Source organism: Pantoea sp. GW821-FHT03E06 (assembly GCF_059420725.1).
Genome location: NZ_JBWKUG010000002.1, coordinates 455,007 through 471,413, shown reverse-complemented (window position 1 = coordinate 471,413; position 16,407 = coordinate 455,007). Strand labels below are relative to the sequence as shown.

Genomic DNA, 16,407 nt, shown 5'->3' with positions numbered 1-16,407 from the left:
CCCGCCAGGGGATAAGCAAAGAAGACGCGCTGATTTACGTTTTGGATAGCCCATTGGAATGTCACGAAGCGCTATGAATCTCTACGAAGCGGCGAGTGATGTGGGTTTAATCCCCTGACAAAACAGACTCAAGGTATGCTGCACGATGATGTCGCGATTGTATGCAGGATCGTTGGCAAAGCGGGTGAAGGGCACCAATACCAGGCTAAGGATTGATGTCATCAGCAGCTGCGGCTCTAAATCTGCATTGAGTAATCCCTGCTGCTGCCAGCCTTCAATCAATTTTTTTACCTCATCACGCTCACCGTGGCCAAAACGCTTCTTAATGTGCTGACCTAAACCGCCTTCACCCTGCATCACTTCCTGCATCCACAAAGGGGCGAACCAATTGTATGTCGTGACGATATCCGCGACTTCGCGAATAAACGCGCTAAAAGTCGTGACAGGGTCACGCGGGTCGTCGATAAAGTGCGCAACCAGGCGTTGACGTAACGGTAAAAAACGCTCCTCAACCACAATATCCAGTAGTGATTCACGGGACTGAAAATAGTAATTGAGCATTGCCGGACTTACGCCCGCTTTGCGCGCAATCGCATTCAGTGACGTCTCGCCAATGCCGTTTTCTGCGTATAGCGCCAGAGTGATATCAAGCAGCAATTCACGCTGCTGCACGTTAATCGCGCCGCCGCGTGGACGGCCGGGACGACGCGGTTTGGCTGCCGTGGTTTTCGCTGCTGCTGGGATTTTTTTTGCGGTCATCTTTACTCGCTCGCTTGCTTCATGTCAGACTGTGCTCAATATTAATTGTGTATTTAATTAATTTCAATTGGTGTCTGTGATGAAACTTAACACTCTTACACCGTCGTCGGGCAGCGGGGAGGAGAATCCTCCATCAATCCGCTTGCTGATGGGTGCTTTACTTCTTGTCATGCTGTTATCGGCGCTGGATCAAACTATCGTCTCCACCGCGCTGCCCACTATTGTGGGCGAGCTGGGCGGGCTCGATCGCCTGTCGTGGATCGTCACGGCTTATATGCTGGCATCCACCATTGTCGTGCCGTTGTATGGCAAGTTTGGCGATCTGTTTGGCCGCAAAACGGTGTTGCAAATCTCGGTGGTACTGTTCCTGATAGGCTCCGCATTGTGCGGGTTAGCGCAGAATATGGAACAGCTCATTTTTACCCGTGCGCTGCAAGGTTTAGGTGGCGGCGGCCTGATGGTGGTGAGCATGGCTGCGGTGGCTGATGTCATCCCACCACAGGAACGCGGTAAATATCAGGGCTTATTTGGCGGCGTGTTCGGCCTGGCAACGGTAATTGGCCCGCTGCTCGGCGGCTTTATTGTGCAGCATGCCTCGTGGCGCTGGATTTTTTATATCAATCTACCGTTGGGTTTACTGGCGCTGTTAATCATCAACGCGGTGTTCAAAACCGACAACAAGCGTAAGCCACACGAAATCGATTTTCCCGGTGCGGTGTTCCTCAGCATGGCGCTGGTGGGCATCACGCTATTTACCAGTGAAGGCGGCACGCTGCGCGCGTGGTCCGATCCTCAGCTCTGGTGCATTCTGGCATTTGGTGTGATTGGGGTGATCGGGTTTGTTTATGAAGAGCGTCGCGCCTGGGAGCCGATTATTCCGCTGGCGCTGTTTCGTAATCGCAGCTTTTCCCTCGCCAGTTTAATGGCCTTTATCGTCGGCATGGCGCTGTTTGGAAGCGTTACCTTTCTACCGCTCTATCTGCAAGTGGTGAAGGGATCGACGCCGACCGAAGCGGGTTTACAATTACTGCCGTTGATGGGCGGGTTGCTGGTCACGTCCATCGCCAGCGGGCGCATTATTAGCCGAACCGGCAAATATCGCCTGTTCCCAATTGCCGGTACATTGCTGGCAACCATCGGCATGGCGCTGCTGACCACGCTAACCATTGATGCACCGCTGTGGCACATTTACCTGTTCGCCTGTGTGTTAGGCATGGGAATGGGGATGGTGATGCAGGTGCTGGTGCTGGCGGTGCAGAACTCGGTAACGCCGGACAGTATTGGCGTGGCAACCTCATCAGTAACGCTATTCCGTTCCGTTGGCGGCTCAATCGGCGTGGCGCTGTTTGGGGCGGTATTCAGCCAGGTGCTGAAATCGGGCCTGACCTCGCTGGTGGAACAAGGCAAAACGCTGCCGCGCGCGCTCGATCCAGAGGCGGTGCATCATCTCCCCCCTGATGTGCAGCAGGCGTATTTACAGGTCTTTGGCGACGCGGTGCACGCCGCGTTTCAAATGGCGGCGGTGGTGATGTTGCTGGCCTTTATCCTTTCTCTGATGTTGCCAGAATCACCGCTGCACAAGAAAGACGCAGCGGCGTAACACGACTTATACTCCCGCGCGCTGCTGCAAGGTTTTCACCGCTTGCGCAGCGTCGCGGCGCAATTCAGCCACATCCAGTCCCGGAATCACATCTTCCTGCATCACAACATGTCCATCGCAAATAAGCGCTTTCACGCTGGCGCGCCCGCCGCTGGCTATCGGACCGATGGCCATATCATGCAGGCCAAAATAGCGCGGATCGTCGAGGCGATAAATGGCGATGTCGGCAGCCATGCCCGGCGCAATACGCCCGGTGTGCAATCCCAGCACCTGCGCGCCGCCCGACGTGCCCCAGCGCACCACATCCTCAATGCTGGCGGCATCACCTCCACCTTCATACGTACCACCAGCATAGCGCGGCTGGGCCTGCATGCCTTTACGTACGCGTTGTAACTGCCAGGCAGCGTGGGTTTCACTTTGCATATCTGCCGCTTCGTTCGATGCCGCACCATCTACGCCAATTGAGATTTTCATGCCGGCTTGTTCCATTGCGACTACATCGGCAATGCCGCTACCGAGGCGCGCATTACTTTGCGGGCAATGCGCGATGCCGCTGCCTGCCGCACCCAGCATCGCGATCTCTTCCGGCAGCAGTTTTACCAGATGTGCAAACCAGACATCGTCACCAATCCAGTCGTGTTCAGCGCAAAATTGCAGCGGCGTCATACCGAATTTGCTGCGCGCCGCATCGAGATAGTCAACGGTCTCGGAGAGATGACTATGCAGGCGAATACCGAGCTGACGGGCGAGGCGCGCGCTTTCGCGTAATTCCTGAGGCGTGGTGGAGTGCAAAGTGGTGGTAGGTGCCATCACGATGCGACGCATCGCCCGATCGTGCGGTTGATGATAGCGCGCAACCAGGCGATCGACATCCGCCATCATGCTGTGGAAGTTTTCCGGACGCAGCGCGCCAGGTAAGTCGCTTTCCAGGCCACGACTTTGTGTGGCGCCGCCGCGACACAAAACAAAGCGCACACCCAGTTTGGCGGCCTCATCGAACAGGATTTCTGCGCCATCAAACGGCATATCCGGCCAATACAGGTAGTGATGGTCAGCAAGGGTGGTACAGCCAGAACGCACTAATTCAACCAGACCAACGCGTACCGCAATACGAAACGTCTGTTCATCGAATGCCCCGCGAAAGCGATAGGGCGTGGCGGCCAGCCAGCCGCCAAGGCTCAGATTCAAACCCTTAGGTTCACCTTTCAGTAATGATTGAAACAGATGGTGATGGGTATTGACCCAGCCGGGATAGACCACGCAATCACGGGCATCAATGACCGTTTCATCTGCTGTCGCGATGAGATCGCCCATTTCGACGATCAGGCCGTCACGAATACGTATATCGCGTGCCTGGCTGCGTGGCAGGTGTTTATCCCCGGTCATAATCGCGGTGCAGTGTTTAATTAACAGTGGGTTCATCGCGGCCTCACTGCGTAGCGGATGGAGTGAACTGGGTGGTGAAAGCACGTTGCCAATCGGTGGCGGCTTTCAGCAATCCCGCGTTGACCATAAAATCACGCGTGGCCTGCCAGCGTTGTTTGGTCATCACGCCTAGGCCCTGTTTCGCTGCATCGCCGCCGTCTATCAGGTGCAAAGCTTTCATTTGTGATACGCCGAAAGCCAGAATGGCGTCGGTCATTTGTGGATTCTCTTTTTTGATCAGCGTATTGCCTGCTGTCGGATTAGCGAGATAGGATTTCCAGCCTTCCATTGAAGCCGCAACAAAGCGTTTCATCACATCCGGCTCTTTTTGCAGTAAATCATCGCGCGTAACCAGAATACCGCCGTAGGCTGGATAGCCATAATCGGCAAACAGATAGAATTTACTGTCGGGCTGCACTTCTTTGATCTGTTGCACTTCGGAAGTGGCGTAAGCCTGTTGCGCAGTATTTTTATCGGCAAGGAAAGGTTGCATGTTGAAGGTGTAAGGACGCGCCTGACCATCCTGCAGCTGATATTTGCTTTTCAACCACGGCCACCAGCTGGCTTGCCCGCTGGCTGATACCAGCACGGTTTTGCCCTTGAGCTGATCCAATGATTTCACATCGCCGTGGGTAACAATGCCTTGAGGATCAAACTGAAAGGGCGCAGCGATGGCTTTTAACGGAAAATTGCGTTCGATGCCCTGCAACACTTGCAGGTCGTAGCTGACGATCACATCGGCGCGATTCGCTAACAGCAGCGTCATGTTATTGAGCTGTGGTCCACCTGAACGTACTTCGACATCCAGCCCATATTTTTTGTAGATGCCGCTAGCGACCGCCTGGTAATAGCCGCCTTGCTCGGCTTGTGCTACCCAGGTGGTTTGCAACACCAGTTTGTCTGCGGCGTGCGTCAGCGCAGAAGTGCCGAGCAGCACAGCGAGTAAAGAGAAACGGAAACGTGACATTGTCATAATAACCCCCAATAAACGTTGAGTTTGTCGTCATCATCAGGGGCGCAGCGGCGCATGGCGTACTCACGATGCCGGTAATAAAAGCATCGTCCCCTGACGAGGTACAGCTAATGCTGTAGAGCAATGTCCTGCGTGAATCTGGTGTCACGCTGACCGCTTATACTCAGTAGGGAATTAGCAAAGCGCATGCCATTTGTGTAACGATTTGAATATACGCACATTTTATTAACTCCTCTGTCACATTTCTCTCAGGCGCTGCTCATTCAGGATGCATCCTGGCGGTTGTTGCACCGCCTTTGTGCACGATGGGCATGCCACTTTATTTAACCTATTGATTCTGCGTGGCTTCCCGAGCTGGCACAGGCTTTGCTTGAGTGAACAAGAGTAGAAGCTGTCAGCCGAGGTTTTGCCCGGTGGGTCATTGCTCGATCGCCTGTTGTAGTAAAGCAAACAGGCGCGGGGATGACTGCCACGCTGCGGGCGTGTCATCCGTTATCGCTCAATAACGAGGTGCACCAATGGAAAAGACCACTTTTGACATGCATGAACTGGCTAAAGAATCGCGCATGGGCGCGCGCGGCGTTGAGGCAGCACGCGATGTGCGCATCATCGACCTCTCTGATTTTGAACAGCGTAAACCCGAAATAGCCGAGCAGCTGTGGCAAGCCGCCACGGAGATCGGTTTTTTCCAGGTTTCTGGCCACGGCATTCCGCTAGACGATATCAACGCTGCCTTTGCTAACGCTGAGCGCTTTTTTGCGCTGCCGCAACGTGAGAAAGCACGTTATCCGTTAAGACGTAACGCGGGCTGGGAATACCGGGCGCAAATCCGTCCTTCCACCGGTAAACCCGATCAAAAAGAGTCGTATCAGATAACGCGGCCGCGTATGGCAGATCTGTGGCCTGATGATGCCTTACCGGATTTTCAACGCGATGTGCTGAAATTTGAACGCCAGTGCTGGGAAGTGGGGATGCGTTTGCTTTCCTGTTTCGCGCTGAAGCTGGGCTTCCCGGACGATTTCTTTGCTCAGGCGCACGAACCTTCACGTGAAACCTATCAAAGTACGTTGCGCATGCTGCACTACTTTGCCATTAGCGGCGAGCCTGATGGGCCGTGGCGTGCCGGTGCGCATACCGATTTTGATTGCCTGACTTTGCTGTTCCAGCGCGATGGGCAGGGCGGTTTACAGGTGTGTCCAGGTAAAGAGATGGAAGAGCAGGTGTGGACGCCCATCGAACCGCTGGAAGGCGTTATTACCTGTAATGTCGGCGATATGCTGATGCGCTGGAGCGATGATAAATTGCCGTCCAATTTCCATCGCGTCAGTAATCCATTACCTGGCGAATCTGTCCCGGCACGCTATAGCCTGGCGTTTTTCTGTCAGGCTAATGAGGATGTGATTATCGAAGGACCGGAGAAAAAGTATCCGCCTATTTCCGCCCGGGATTATCTGGCGCAGCGTATAAGCGCCAACTTCTCCGGCAAGTATTAAACTTACAGCTGTAAGGCGAAATTGATGACATTCTGTGCAGGAGGGGTAAATATTCTCCTGCACAAAAAATTAGCGCTAAAGAAAATAGATTTTTAACTCAAATACAAGATGTTACCGAAACGTAAACTTAGGTAAAACCAAGCGGTAATTAAAAGATTTCGCCGCGCGGCTATTTATTTCTGCAACTTCTTTACGGTATAAATCTCTAACTCCTGTCTCCTCAGCGAAAACACCATAACATGATCAATTCTGCGGCCTGCAAAGTTATCGCCTGCCTGTTTCTCTTTACTCTGGCAGGTTGTTCATCTAAGTCTTCACACGCGCCTGCTGAGGAGAGCGTTGATACTTCGGCCGAGGGTGGCAAGCAGCCCGATTTGATTCCGGTAATTGCAGCGCTGCACGATCAAATGCATTCATGGGAAGGGACAAAATATCAGTGGGGCGGCACGCAATTAACCGGCGTGGATTGTTCAGGATTTGTCTGGCGCACGCTGAAAGATCGCTTCAATATTCCCATGGATCGTGTCACCACCAAAGAGTTAATTGCCATGGGCAAGCCGGTGGATCAGGCGCATTTGCAGCCGGGTGACTTAGTCTTCTTCCGCATTAAACGTGAGTTGCACGTTGGCTTTTATGACACCGATCATCAGTTCCTGCACGCCTCTGTAAGCCAGGGCGTGATGCGCTCATCGCTCAATAACCCGTATTGGAAATCGGTTTATTTGGAGGCACGACGTTTGCCGAAAGAACAAAATTCACAGATCAGTTTCAATTATAAAAACAAGGTTTGATTGGAGGTGCGCATAAATGCGCACCTTACCCTGTTGGGTGATCCGGATAGATTAGAATTGATATGACAGGCTCATTGAGAAGCTACGCGGTGCGCCATATACGTAGCTGTTCATGTAGCTGTAATATTCGCGGTCAAAGAGGTTATCTACGTTAGCCTGCACTGCCACCTGCTTAGTAACCTGATAACGCGCAAACACGGATGCCAGCGGATAGCTACCTTGATAAACGCGCACGGTATCACCAGTGGCATTGGTCGCGTCTTCAAACACGCGATTTTGCCAGTTCAGCCCACCGCCAACCGTTAGATCGGGCAGCATTGGCAGTTGATAACGCGTAAACAGCTTGAAAGACGTTTGCGGCTGGTAGCTGTTGAAGCGACCCTCTTTATCCCGAGCGACATAGCGTGTGGCACCGAAAGTCAGCTGCAGATTATCCGTTAGCGCTCCATTCAGCTCAAACTCCGCACCTTTACTGACCGCCCCTTTGGCCGGCGCGTATGCCTGCTCGCTGCCGCTAAGATAAACACCATCAATTGCCTGCCCAACGTTATCCTGTTCAATGCGGAACACTGCAACCGTCGCCATTAATCGACCATCATACCAGGCAGATTTCAGCCCGGTTTCATAGCTTTTACCGGTAACCGGTGACAGATATTTGCCGCTGGTGTCGCGATAGGTTTGCGGCAGGAAGATGGAGGTGTAACTGCCGTAAGCGGACCAGGTATCATTAATGTCATACACCAAACCCGCATACGGCGTAGTGTTGTTTTTGGTCATGTCGCCGCTGCTGCCATTGGTGCTCCACTGCGTATAACGCGCACCAATAATCAGCGAAAGCGGATCGGCCAGCGAGAAACGCGCGGCGGTGTAGGCCGATTTCTGGCGGATAGTGTCATTAGCGTTCTGATACCAGCCTTGCCACTGCGGTTCGGCAATGTTGCCGTTCCAGCTGTTATTGAAGATCCCCATATCGCTGGTGGCGATATCGTAGTTTTCCAGATCCGTGACGCCATCCTGGCTATATGTCGCGTTGTGCTGGCGGCTATAGCTGACGCCCGCCATTAACTGATGCTGACGACCTAACAGTTCAATCGGGCCGCTGGCATAACCGTCGAAAGAGTCCATCTGGCGTTTGCCACGATCCATGCTGCCGTAGCCGGTGGTGCCTTCACCCGTATCCTGATCGGCATTGCCCATCACATATAACAACTTATCGTTGAACGTGTTCTCCGCGTGTGTGCCGTTAACGTGGATATTCCAGCCGTTATCGAAGTTATGGTCGATATCGGCGAACACTTTGCGGGAGTTGGTGTTATAACGCGCCCAGTTAGCCGCGGAGTTAAGGCTACGATCGTAATGCGTGGTGGCGTTATTGCTATAGAACATGGGTAAGCCACCCCATGTCGGATTTCCGGTGTTGGCGTCTTCATAGTCGTAGCCCAGCGACAGGGTGGTGTGCTCGGTGATATCCGCATCAAGCACGCCATAGAGGAATTTTTTTGTTTTGTGGTAGCGGTCGAGCCATCCATCTTCATCGCTGTAACCGGTTACGACACGACCGCGCAAGCTGCCATCCTGATTCAGTGGCGCTGAGAGATCGGCGACGTAGCGCTGTTTGTTCCAACTGCCGTAGCTGGCGCTGATCGAACCGGTGAAGGTTTTGCTATCGGCGTGCTTGCGTACCATATTGATGGATGCTGCGGGGCTGCCCGCACCGGTCATTAAGCCAGTGGCACCGCGTACAATCTCGATGCGATCGTAAATGGCGGTATCAGATGCGGCATCACCGTAATTCCAGCTGTCGTTAACCGAAGTTGGAATGCCGTCGTAAGAGAAATTGCTGATTTTAAAACCGCGCGAATAGTATTCCGAACGCTCGCTATCGATCAAATTGGTGGAGATGCCGGTGGCATTGGTCAGTACATCGTTCACCGATTGCAGATTCTGATCTTGCATACGCTGCTGGGTTACCACGCTCAGCGATTGCGGAACATCGCGCGGGGTCAGCAACAATTTTGTGCCAGCACGCGTGGTTTTTACGGCGTAATCCTGCTTTTCATTGTCTTCATCCGCACTGGTTGTCGCATCCACTACCAAATCCTGTTGGCTATTGCTGCTGGAGGCCGCTGCTTGTGCCACGGCTGGGTTGAGCAGGGCATGTATCGCCATAGCCAGTATTGAGACGCTAAAGGTATTCCTGATGCCAGACATAAAACTTCCTATAAAAACAGCGTTGTTTGAAGCTGTTGCGCTCCAGTTCTTATCATTGGTGTTACTCCGATACCGCCGTTAAGGGCAGGGAGAGAAACACGCATAACGCTGTTAAGCCACAAATGAGAAGGGCAATGATAATCATTTGCTTTAGATATTCTCGGAAGGTTTCATTTGCAATTGTAATAATATGTGTACTTGATAAATATCAATTGGTTATGTATGAAAATAACCCGTTAATTGCCAACGTTTTCACATTTATTTGGCGCGTAGGGTGAATTCTGGAGACGTTAGCGGGTCTGGAAAAGCGTTATTCCCGGAATGAAATGCGTGTGGAGGGGATAAAAGCGTCGGGAGAGTTGCTAAGTTCATGCTAATGCGTATGATTCTCATTCTTCTTGTGTTTTCCGTACGCGCACAGGTGCTACGGGGCCGTTCATCCATTGATGGAGTTGAGCATGAAATCGTTATTTAGCCCGCGCAAAGCGGCCGTTGCTGCTGCGGTTGTTGCCGCATTCAGCCTGACCGCTTGTCAGGCACCCGCTAAAAAAGCTGAAGCGCCAGCTGCTGCCGCCAAGCCTGCTGATACTGCGTTGACCCAACGCACGCTGGGTGACGGACTGTATGAAATGGCGTACTCGCCCGCTGCGAAAGCGCTCTATGTTGCCAGCGCTCAGAGCTTCAAAGACGTCAACGGCGGCGTGATTTACCGCCTCGATCCCACCACTTTGGCGACCAAAGGGGTAACGCATACCGATCTGAAAAACTTCGGTACCGCGATTGATAAAGAAGGCAGCGTGTTCTATACCACCAACTCGCTGGATGGCGCCCTCTCCAAAGTGGACGCGCAAACGGGGAAGGTTTTGCAGCGTTTAGTCTTCCCAGGTAAGAAAGATAAAGAAGGTTATCCGGCGGGCGCGCGTGAAGTGCTGTGGCACGGTAACGAGTTATATGTCGGCCGCGTGGCGGATCCCGGTTATATCTCCGTGGTTGACGAGAAAACCTTTAAGCTGAAAGCAACCATCCAGAATGCGGGCAAATGGGTAACCGGTATCATCTATTCACCGCTGACGGAGCGTATTTATGCCACCAACGGTGCAGGTGAGATTTTGGTGATCAATCCACGTACGCATAAGATTGAAAAACGCTGGACTGCGGGCGATGGCAAAGAGTACCTGTTCCTGAACATGGCGGAAGACCCGGCCACCGGTCGACTGTTTGTTACCGATGATTCGAAAGGCAAGACCACGCTGGTATTCGATGAGCGTACTGGCAAAGTGATTAAACGCATCGAAGGTGATGCGCTGGGCATCAAGTTTAATGCTAAGCGTAATGAGATCTACATTAGCCAGCGCGAATCGAAGAAAGTGCTGCAGCTGGATGCCACCACCTATGCGGTGAAAAACAGCTGGTCGTTTGATAACCATCCAAATAGCCTGCTGATTGGTCCGGACAACAATACTTTGTATGTCACGCTGAAAGCGGAGTTCAATAAAGACTCCTCCACTAAAGGCCAGGATCAGATTGCGCGTATCTCACTGAAATAAGATTGTGGTTGCAGCGTTAATTATGCCCTCGTAAGAGGGCATTTTTGTTTCTAATGGCTTATAACCAAGCAGGAAAAGATTCTGTTCACTGTTATCTCTTAATAAGGCGCTGGTTATGTTTAAAGGTTTAAGTGCGTTTCCTCTGACTCCGCTGAATGCTTCTGGTATCGACGAAAAAGCTTTTCTTAACATCCTCAAAAGGCTAACTGATGCGCAAGTAGATTCGCTTGGCATAGTAGGTTCCACCGGCAGCTACGCCTATTTTACGCGTGAACAGCGCAAGCGCATTGCTACCCTGGCCGTTCAGCATGCGGATAACATTCCGGTGATGGTAAGTATTGGCGCAATAAGTACTGATGAGGTGCTGCGGCTGGCCGATGATGCGCAGCAGGCTGGCGCGAGTGCCTTATTACTACCGGCCGTTTCGTATCAAAAATTGAATGATGAAGAGGTGTTTGGCTTTTATCAGGATGTCTCGCGGCATGTGTCACTGCCGATCTGCGTTTACGATAATCCCGGTACGACCCACACTGTTTTCTCTGATGCGTTACATGCCCGCATCGCCACGCTGCCACATATTGCTTCCATCAAAATCCCCGGCGTACCTGCGGATATTGCAGCCGCCACGGAGCGGGTGCAGGCATTGCGTACAGACTTACCAGCAAGCGTCTCGATTGGCGTGAGCGGCGATGCGTTCGCGGGTGCAGGGCTGATCGCCGGTTGCGACCTGTGGTATTCGGTGTGTGGCGGACTGTTCCCGCGCACCGCTAAAGCCATCACTGATGCGGCAATGGCGGGGGATTTTGCTAGCGTTGCCGCACAGGCACAACGTCTGGCACCGCTTTGGGCGCTGTTTACCAGGCACGGCGGAAGTCTTCGCGTCATCGCCGCCGCAGCAAGCAGTTTGGGACTGGCAGAGATGGATTGTCTGCCGCGGCCGTTGCGACCGCTAGCTGCCGCCGAGGCTGCCGAAGTCCATAAAGTGATTGTCGAGCTGGAATTGGGTGAGTGATAGTTAGGTGATTAACTGTGATCGCACTAATAGTTAATACGATAATAGTTTCATTGGTTATCATTATTTCCATCGAAGACACACAGCCTTCACAACAAACACCTAAAGGATTATGACCATGAAAACTATCAAAACACTGACTATCGCTGCTGCCGCCGCTCTTTCATTGATGTCTGCTGCGAGCTTCGCACAAACCGTTTCCGCCACTTCGCTGACTCTGGATGGTGCTGAGGCCAAAATTGCTGCGCAGGCCAAACAGAATGGCGAGCAATATCGCATCCTGGAAGCCAGCAACGGTAATGTCGTACACATGACGGCTGAACTGTATAAATAAAGGATGGTTGCATACGGATGTGCCAGAACAGGTCGCCTACGGGCGGCCTTTTTTGTATATAAAACTCGCCGAAGCGTATAGTTACGTAAGTTATCGTGATCGCACTAATGGTTAATATTGAAACGATAACCTGGGTTATTATTATTTTCATCGAAGGCACACAGCCTTCTTAATAAACCACTAAGGATTATGACCATGAAAACCATCAAAACACTGTCTATCGCCGCCGTTGCCGCTCTTTCACTGATGTCTGCTGCCAGCTTTGCACAAAGCATTTCAGTTGAGTCATCAACGCTTGATGGCGCAGAAGCGAAAATTGCCGCTCAGGCACAGCAGCAGGGCGCACAGTATAAAATTACTGAAGCTAACACCAATAACCGCGTTCACATGACTGCTGAGCTGTACAAATAAGTCTCTGAATAGACGTTGTGTTAAGGCCGCCTCCGGGCGGCTTTGCTGTATCTGGATGTCCGTAAATGGTCTGCACCTGTCCCACGCTTGCGAGGCGTGGTGTGTAATATCGTTGCAGTCCTCAGTTAATCGGATATGTCATGAAAACGTATGTCAGTAAAAATTACACACCCGCTAATGCATGGGATGCGCTAGACATCGCAAATTTCTCAGGCACCAGCGTGCGTTTGCACTGGACCAATCAACCTTACAAATGGCACATCAATGACGGAGAAGAAGTGTTTGCGGTGCTGGATGGCACGGTAGAGATGCATTATCGCGAAGCGGGAGAGGTGCAAAGCGTGTTGCTCAATACCGGCGATATCTTTTATGCCAGCATCGGCACTGAACATGTCGCGCATCCGCAAGGCGAAGCGCGCGTACTGGTGATTGAGAAAGCGGGCTCGATTTAGTCGGCTGCCACAGCCGTGCTTTTGAATCGTGCAAAAAGTAACCGCACGCGTGTATCAGGCGCTGTATGCAGTAAGAAGAGTTTTATCCACAGGATAACGCCGACTCTACGCACGGGGATTGTGGATAACCTTATTAGCGGTGCCCTTTAAGGGCACCGCACCGTTAACGCATCGCATCCACAAAGCGACGAGTGATCTGTTGCGGACGCGTAATCGCACCGCCGACCACCACCGCATGCGCCCCAAGTGCGAGGCAGCGTGCCGCCATAGCTGGCGTTTCAACATTCCCTTCAGCAATCACCGGCACGTTGACCGCTGCAAGCACGTCGCGCAGAAAGCGGTACTCATTGGCCGCCAAATAACAGCCTTGCGTTTCCGCGGTGTAACCGTGCAGCGTGGTGCCCACGCAGTCAAAGCCTAACTGAGATGCCTGACGGGCCTCTTCAACCGTAGCAATGTCGGCCATCAGCAGCAGCTGTGGATAGCGCTGGCGAATTGCTGCCACCAGCGCGGGCAGCTGCAGGTCGCCAGCGCGGTGATGGAACGTAGCATCCAGAGCAATCATCGCGGGGTTCGCCACCATCAGCTCATCCACTTCTTGCAAGGTGGCGGTGATATAGACATCGCTGCCGGGATAGTCGCGCTTGATAATGGCAATAATCGGCAGATTTACGGTTTGCATAATCTGCTGCACGTCAATCAGGCTATTAGCGCGAATCGCTGCCGCGCCGCCTTCTTTGGCCGCCAACGCCATGCGCGACATAATAAATGGACTGTGCAACGGCTCATTTTCCAGCGCCTGGCACGAGACCACCAGTTTTCCTTTAATCTGTGCCAGCATGGGTGCTTTCATAGCGCGAGTAACTCCTCTACTTCATTTTTGATAATGGTGACGTGCGGACCATAAATTACCTGCACGCCTTTGCCACGTTGGATCACCGCGCGGGCGCCGGTGGCTTTCAGTGCGTCTTCATTGAGTTTGCTGCCATCCAGCAGGGTGATACGCAAGCGTGTGGCGCAGCAATCCAGCTCGACAATATTCGCTTTGCCGCCTAATGCGGCGATCACCTGCTGTGGACGCTCGCCAACCACCAAGGGAGCGCTTTCGATGTTGCTGTCTTCGCGGCCGGGAGTTTTGAAATTGAAACGGCTAATCAGCAGGCGGAAGGTAAAGTAATAGAGCAGGAACCACGGCACGCCAACCAGCGGTACATACCACCAATGGGTTTTCGCTTCGCCCTGTAATACGCCGAAAAGAATGAAATCAATCAGGCCGCCGGAGAATGTCTGGCCGATGGTGATATGCAGGAGGTGGGCGATCATAAACGCCAGGCCATCGAACAGGGCGTGAATCACGTAGAGCACCGGCGCAACGAAGAGAAATGAGAACTCAATCGGTTCGGTAATGCCCGTGAGGAAGGAGGTTAACGCCGCTGATAACAACAAGCCGGCCACGCGCTTACGATTTTCCGGTCTGGCGGTGTGATACATCGCCAGACATGCGCCAATCAGGCCAAACATCATGGTGATGAAGCGACCGGACATAAAGCGTGATGTACCGACATAGAATTGCTGCGTAGTGGGATCGGCGAGCTGGGCGAAGAAGATACGCTGCGTCCCTTCCACCAAATGCCCATTGATCACTTCGCTCCCTCCAAGCGCTGTGGTCCAGAATGGCAGATAGAAGATGTGATGCAGGCCAAACGGGCCGAGCATGCGCAGCACGAAGCCGTAAATAAAGGTGCCGAAATAGCCGGTTGCATCCACTAACCCGCCCAGACCAAAAATCAACTTTTGAAAGTGCGGCCAGACGATAGTCATCGCCGCACCGACTAAAATGGCGGCCAACGAACTGATGATCGGCACGAAACGCGAGCCGCCAAAGAAGCCAAGAAACTGCGGCAGCGCAATTTTGTTGTAACGGTTGTGCAGTATTGCCGTCACCAAGCCAATAATTACGCCACCAAACACGCCCGTTTCCAGCGTCTGAATGCCGAGTGCCATGCCTTGGCCCACCGCGCTGAGATGGCTTGCTGCCATCACGCCGGTTAGCGTGAGGAGCGCGTTGATGGTGGCATTCATCACCAGATAGGCCAGCAGCGAGGCAAGACCCGCAGTCCCTTTATCACCTTTGGCTAATCCTACCGCGACACCCACCGCAAACAGCACCGCGAGGTTGGCAAACACCACCGAACCGGCACTCGCCATGATAGTGAATACGCCCTGTAGCCAGGCAACATCGAGAAATGGATAGGCTTGAATCGTGTTGGGATTGGAGAGGGCGCCGCCAATACCCAGCAGCAATCCCGCGGCCGGGAGAACGGCAATTGGCAACATAAACGACTTACCAAAGCGCTGGGCTTTTTCAAACCAGCTGCCTGAGGAAGCACCGCTAAAGTGTGATGACATAAATTTTTATCCTTGATGAGCTATTGTGGTAAAAATTATTACCACAATTTAATTCATCAGATGAAAATTTCCATCATTATTGTGATAGCTTTCACTTATGCCCTAATCTGCTGCACACTGTGCGCCATCAATGACGCGAAAAGGGAAGGCTGCCATGACGGACAATGAAAACATCTTGCTGCACCTGCGACAGGGATTGCCGGGCTACAGCCCAACGCTGCAAAAGTTGGGCGATTTCATACTCACCGAACCGCAGAGAGTGTTGTATCTCACCATCACCGAACTGGCGCGCGAGACCGAAACCAGCGAAGCCAGCGTGACGCGTCTCTGCCGTCATTTGGGCTGCAAAGGTTATACCGAATTCAAAATGGCGCTGGCGCTGGATGTACAGCACAACCAGCCCGCGGCGATCGCCAGCGGTGATAGCATTGACATGCTGGTAGAAGAAACCGTGCAAGCATTGCGCGATACCGGAAAATTCATTCATCGCGAAGTGCTTCAGCAGGCGGTAGATGCGCTGCATCAGGCCAAATCGATCCAGATTTACGGCGTAGCCGCCAGTGCGATCACCGGTGAATATTTGCACTATCGTTTGTTGCGCTTAGGTAAATCGGCACAGCTATTTGGTGATATGCATCGCGCGGCGATGAACGCCTCGACTTTATCCACGGGCGATTTGGTGATCGCTATCTCTGCTTCCGGATCGACTAAAGATGTGATGCACGTGGTGAAGGTGGCAAAAAAGCAGGGCGCTCAGGTGCTGATGTTGAGTAATACGCTGCGCAGTCCGATGGGCAGCTTAGCGGATATGTTGCTGGTGGCCGCGCGCCCCGAGGGGCCGTTCAATGCGGGAGCGCTGAGCGGTAAAGTGGGAGCGATGCTGCTGGTAGAAGTGCTGATTAATGAACTGATGACGCACGATGCGCGTTATCTGGCGGCAAGTCAGCAAACGGCCACTGCGACCTTGCCGATGTTGATCTGAGTTGTGTG

General features: G+C 52.8%; 15 protein-coding genes. 9 read left to right on the top strand and 6 right to left on the bottom strand.

Annotation, left to right across the window (positions count from 1 at the left end; translation table 11 throughout):
* Positions 1–81: 81 nt before the first annotated feature.
* Positions 82–759 (bottom strand): TetR/AcrR family transcriptional regulator, encoded by a 678-nt coding sequence (locus AC07WB_RS21690; protein ID WP_345830609.1) that lies wholly within the window; start codon positions 757–759, stop codon positions 82–84.
* 79 nt (positions 760–838) lie between these two features.
* Here AC07WB_RS21690 and AC07WB_RS21685 point away from each other — a divergent pair, with 79 nt between their 5' ends.
* On the top strand, positions 839–2,359 hold the full coding sequence (locus AC07WB_RS21685; protein WP_494941314.1) for an MDR family MFS transporter: 1,521 nt from the start codon (positions 839–841) through the stop codon (positions 2,357–2,359).
* 6 nt (positions 2,360–2,365) lie between these two features.
* On the opposite strand, the gene AC07WB_RS21680 is transcribed toward AC07WB_RS21685, so the two are convergent.
* Positions 2,366–3,781: an amidohydrolase family protein gene (locus tag AC07WB_RS21680; protein WP_494941313.1), complete on the bottom strand. Its 1,416-nt coding sequence runs from the start codon at positions 3,779–3,781 to the stop codon at positions 2,366–2,368.
* A 7-nt stretch (positions 3,782–3,788) separates the two neighbouring features.
* The gene (locus tag AC07WB_RS21675; protein ID WP_494941312.1) at positions 3,789–4,757 is read right to left on the bottom strand and encodes an ABC transporter substrate-binding protein; all 969 of its coding nucleotides are present in this window, start codon (positions 4,755–4,757) and stop codon (positions 3,789–3,791) included.
* 518 nt (positions 4,758–5,275) lie between these two features.
* Here AC07WB_RS21675 and AC07WB_RS21670 point away from each other — a divergent pair.
* Complete coding sequence (locus AC07WB_RS21670; RefSeq protein WP_494941311.1) at positions 5,276–6,250, top strand: isopenicillin N synthase family dioxygenase; 975 nt, start codon at positions 5,276–5,278, stop codon at positions 6,248–6,250.
* A gap of 239 nt (positions 6,251–6,489) precedes the next feature.
* A complete protein-coding gene (locus tag AC07WB_RS21665; RefSeq protein ID WP_097097985.1) occupies positions 6,490–7,041 on the top strand; it encodes a C40 family peptidase in 552 nt (183 codons plus the stop codon).
* 51 nt (positions 7,042–7,092) lie between these two features.
* On the opposite strand, the gene fhuE is transcribed toward AC07WB_RS21665, so the two are convergent.
* Positions 7,093–9,252, bottom strand: coding sequence for a ferric-rhodotorulic acid/ferric-coprogen receptor FhuE (gene fhuE / locus AC07WB_RS21660; RefSeq protein ID WP_494941310.1), 2,160 nt, complete (start codon positions 9,250–9,252; stop codon positions 7,093–7,095).
* 458 nt (positions 9,253–9,710) lie between these two features.
* Here fhuE and AC07WB_RS21655 point away from each other — a divergent pair, with 458 nt between their 5' ends.
* The 5 genes from AC07WB_RS21655 to AC07WB_RS21635 all read left to right on the top strand — a co-directional run bounded on the left by AC07WB_RS21655 (position 9,711) and on the right by AC07WB_RS21635 (position 13,008).
* Positions 9,711–10,799: a YncE family protein gene (locus AC07WB_RS21655; protein ID WP_494941309.1), complete on the top strand. Its 1,089-nt coding sequence runs from the start codon at positions 9,711–9,713 to the stop codon at positions 10,797–10,799.
* 115 nt (positions 10,800–10,914) lie between these two features.
* A complete protein-coding gene (locus tag AC07WB_RS21650; RefSeq protein WP_494941308.1) occupies positions 10,915–11,811 on the top strand; it encodes a dihydrodipicolinate synthase family protein in 897 nt (298 codons plus the stop codon).
* 118 nt (positions 11,812–11,929) lie between these two features.
* Positions 11,930–12,145 (top strand): YdgH/BhsA/McbA-like domain containing protein, encoded by a 216-nt coding sequence (locus AC07WB_RS21645; protein WP_097097981.1) that lies wholly within the window; start codon positions 11,930–11,932, stop codon positions 12,143–12,145.
* Positions 12,146–12,340: 195 nt separating this feature from the next.
* Positions 12,341–12,556 (top strand): YdgH/BhsA/McbA-like domain containing protein, encoded by a 216-nt coding sequence (locus AC07WB_RS21640; protein WP_097097980.1) that lies wholly within the window; start codon positions 12,341–12,343, stop codon positions 12,554–12,556.
* Positions 12,557–12,696: 140 nt separating this feature from the next.
* A complete protein-coding gene (locus AC07WB_RS21635) occupies positions 12,697–13,008 on the top strand; it encodes a cupin domain-containing protein (protein WP_097097979.1) in 312 nt (103 codons plus the stop codon).
* A 163-nt stretch (positions 13,009–13,171) separates the two neighbouring features.
* Here AC07WB_RS21635 and AC07WB_RS21630 read toward each other — a convergent pair whose 3' ends face one another.
* The gene (locus tag AC07WB_RS21630; RefSeq protein ID WP_400457615.1) at positions 13,172–13,861 is read right to left on the bottom strand and encodes an N-acetylmannosamine-6-phosphate 2-epimerase; all 690 of its coding nucleotides are present in this window, start codon (positions 13,859–13,861) and stop codon (positions 13,172–13,174) included.
* Positions 13,858–15,417, bottom strand: a complete 1,560-nt coding sequence (locus AC07WB_RS21625; protein WP_494941307.1) for a PTS transporter subunit EIIC — start codon at positions 15,415–15,417, stop codon at positions 13,858–13,860. Before AC07WB_RS21625 ends, AC07WB_RS21630 begins: the two co-directional genes overlap by 4 nt.
* 154 nt (positions 15,418–15,571) lie before the next feature.
* On the opposite strand from AC07WB_RS21625, the gene AC07WB_RS21620 reads away from it, so the two are divergent.
* Positions 15,572–16,399, top strand: coding sequence for a MurR/RpiR family transcriptional regulator (locus tag AC07WB_RS21620; RefSeq protein WP_494941306.1), 828 nt, complete (start codon positions 15,572–15,574; stop codon positions 16,397–16,399).
* Positions 16,400–16,407: the final 8 nt, after the last annotated feature.

Excerpts from the sequence above, each read along its gene's own strand:
- AC07WB_RS21690 (WP_345830609.1), bottom strand. The coding sequence starts at position 759 with ATGACCGCAAAAAAAATCCCAGCAGCAGCGAAAACCACGGCAGCCAAA.
- AC07WB_RS21685 (WP_494941314.1), top strand. The coding sequence starts at position 839 with ATGAAACTTAACACTCTTACACCGTCGTCGGGCAGCGGGGAGGAGAAT.
- AC07WB_RS21680 (WP_494941313.1), bottom strand. The coding sequence starts at position 3,781 with ATGAACCCACTGTTAATTAAACACTGCACCGCGATTATGACCGGGGAT.
- AC07WB_RS21675 (WP_494941312.1), bottom strand. The coding sequence starts at position 4,757 with ATGACAATGTCACGTTTCCGTTTCTCTTTACTCGCTGTGCTGCTCGGC.
- AC07WB_RS21670 (WP_494941311.1), top strand. The coding sequence starts at position 5,276 with ATGGAAAAGACCACTTTTGACATGCATGAACTGGCTAAAGAATCGCGC.
- AC07WB_RS21665 (WP_097097985.1), top strand. The coding sequence starts at position 6,490 with ATGATCAATTCTGCGGCCTGCAAAGTTATCGCCTGCCTGTTTCTCTTT.
- fhuE (WP_494941310.1), bottom strand. The coding sequence starts at position 9,252 with ATGTCTGGCATCAGGAATACCTTTAGCGTCTCAATACTGGCTATGGCG.
- AC07WB_RS21655 (WP_494941309.1), top strand. The coding sequence starts at position 9,711 with ATGAAATCGTTATTTAGCCCGCGCAAAGCGGCCGTTGCTGCTGCGGTT.
- AC07WB_RS21650 (WP_494941308.1), top strand. The coding sequence starts at position 10,915 with ATGTTTAAAGGTTTAAGTGCGTTTCCTCTGACTCCGCTGAATGCTTCT.
- AC07WB_RS21645 (WP_097097981.1), top strand. The coding sequence starts at position 11,930 with ATGAAAACTATCAAAACACTGACTATCGCTGCTGCCGCCGCTCTTTCA.
- AC07WB_RS21640 (WP_097097980.1), top strand. The coding sequence starts at position 12,341 with ATGAAAACCATCAAAACACTGTCTATCGCCGCCGTTGCCGCTCTTTCA.
- AC07WB_RS21635 (WP_097097979.1), top strand. The coding sequence starts at position 12,697 with ATGAAAACGTATGTCAGTAAAAATTACACACCCGCTAATGCATGGGAT.
- AC07WB_RS21630 (WP_400457615.1), bottom strand. The coding sequence starts at position 13,861 with ATGAAAGCACCCATGCTGGCACAGATTAAAGGAAAACTGGTGGTCTCG.
- AC07WB_RS21625 (WP_494941307.1), bottom strand. The coding sequence starts at position 15,417 with ATGTCATCACACTTTAGCGGTGCTTCCTCAGGCAGCTGGTTTGAAAAA.
- AC07WB_RS21620 (WP_494941306.1), top strand. The coding sequence starts at position 15,572 with ATGACGGACAATGAAAACATCTTGCTGCACCTGCGACAGGGATTGCCG.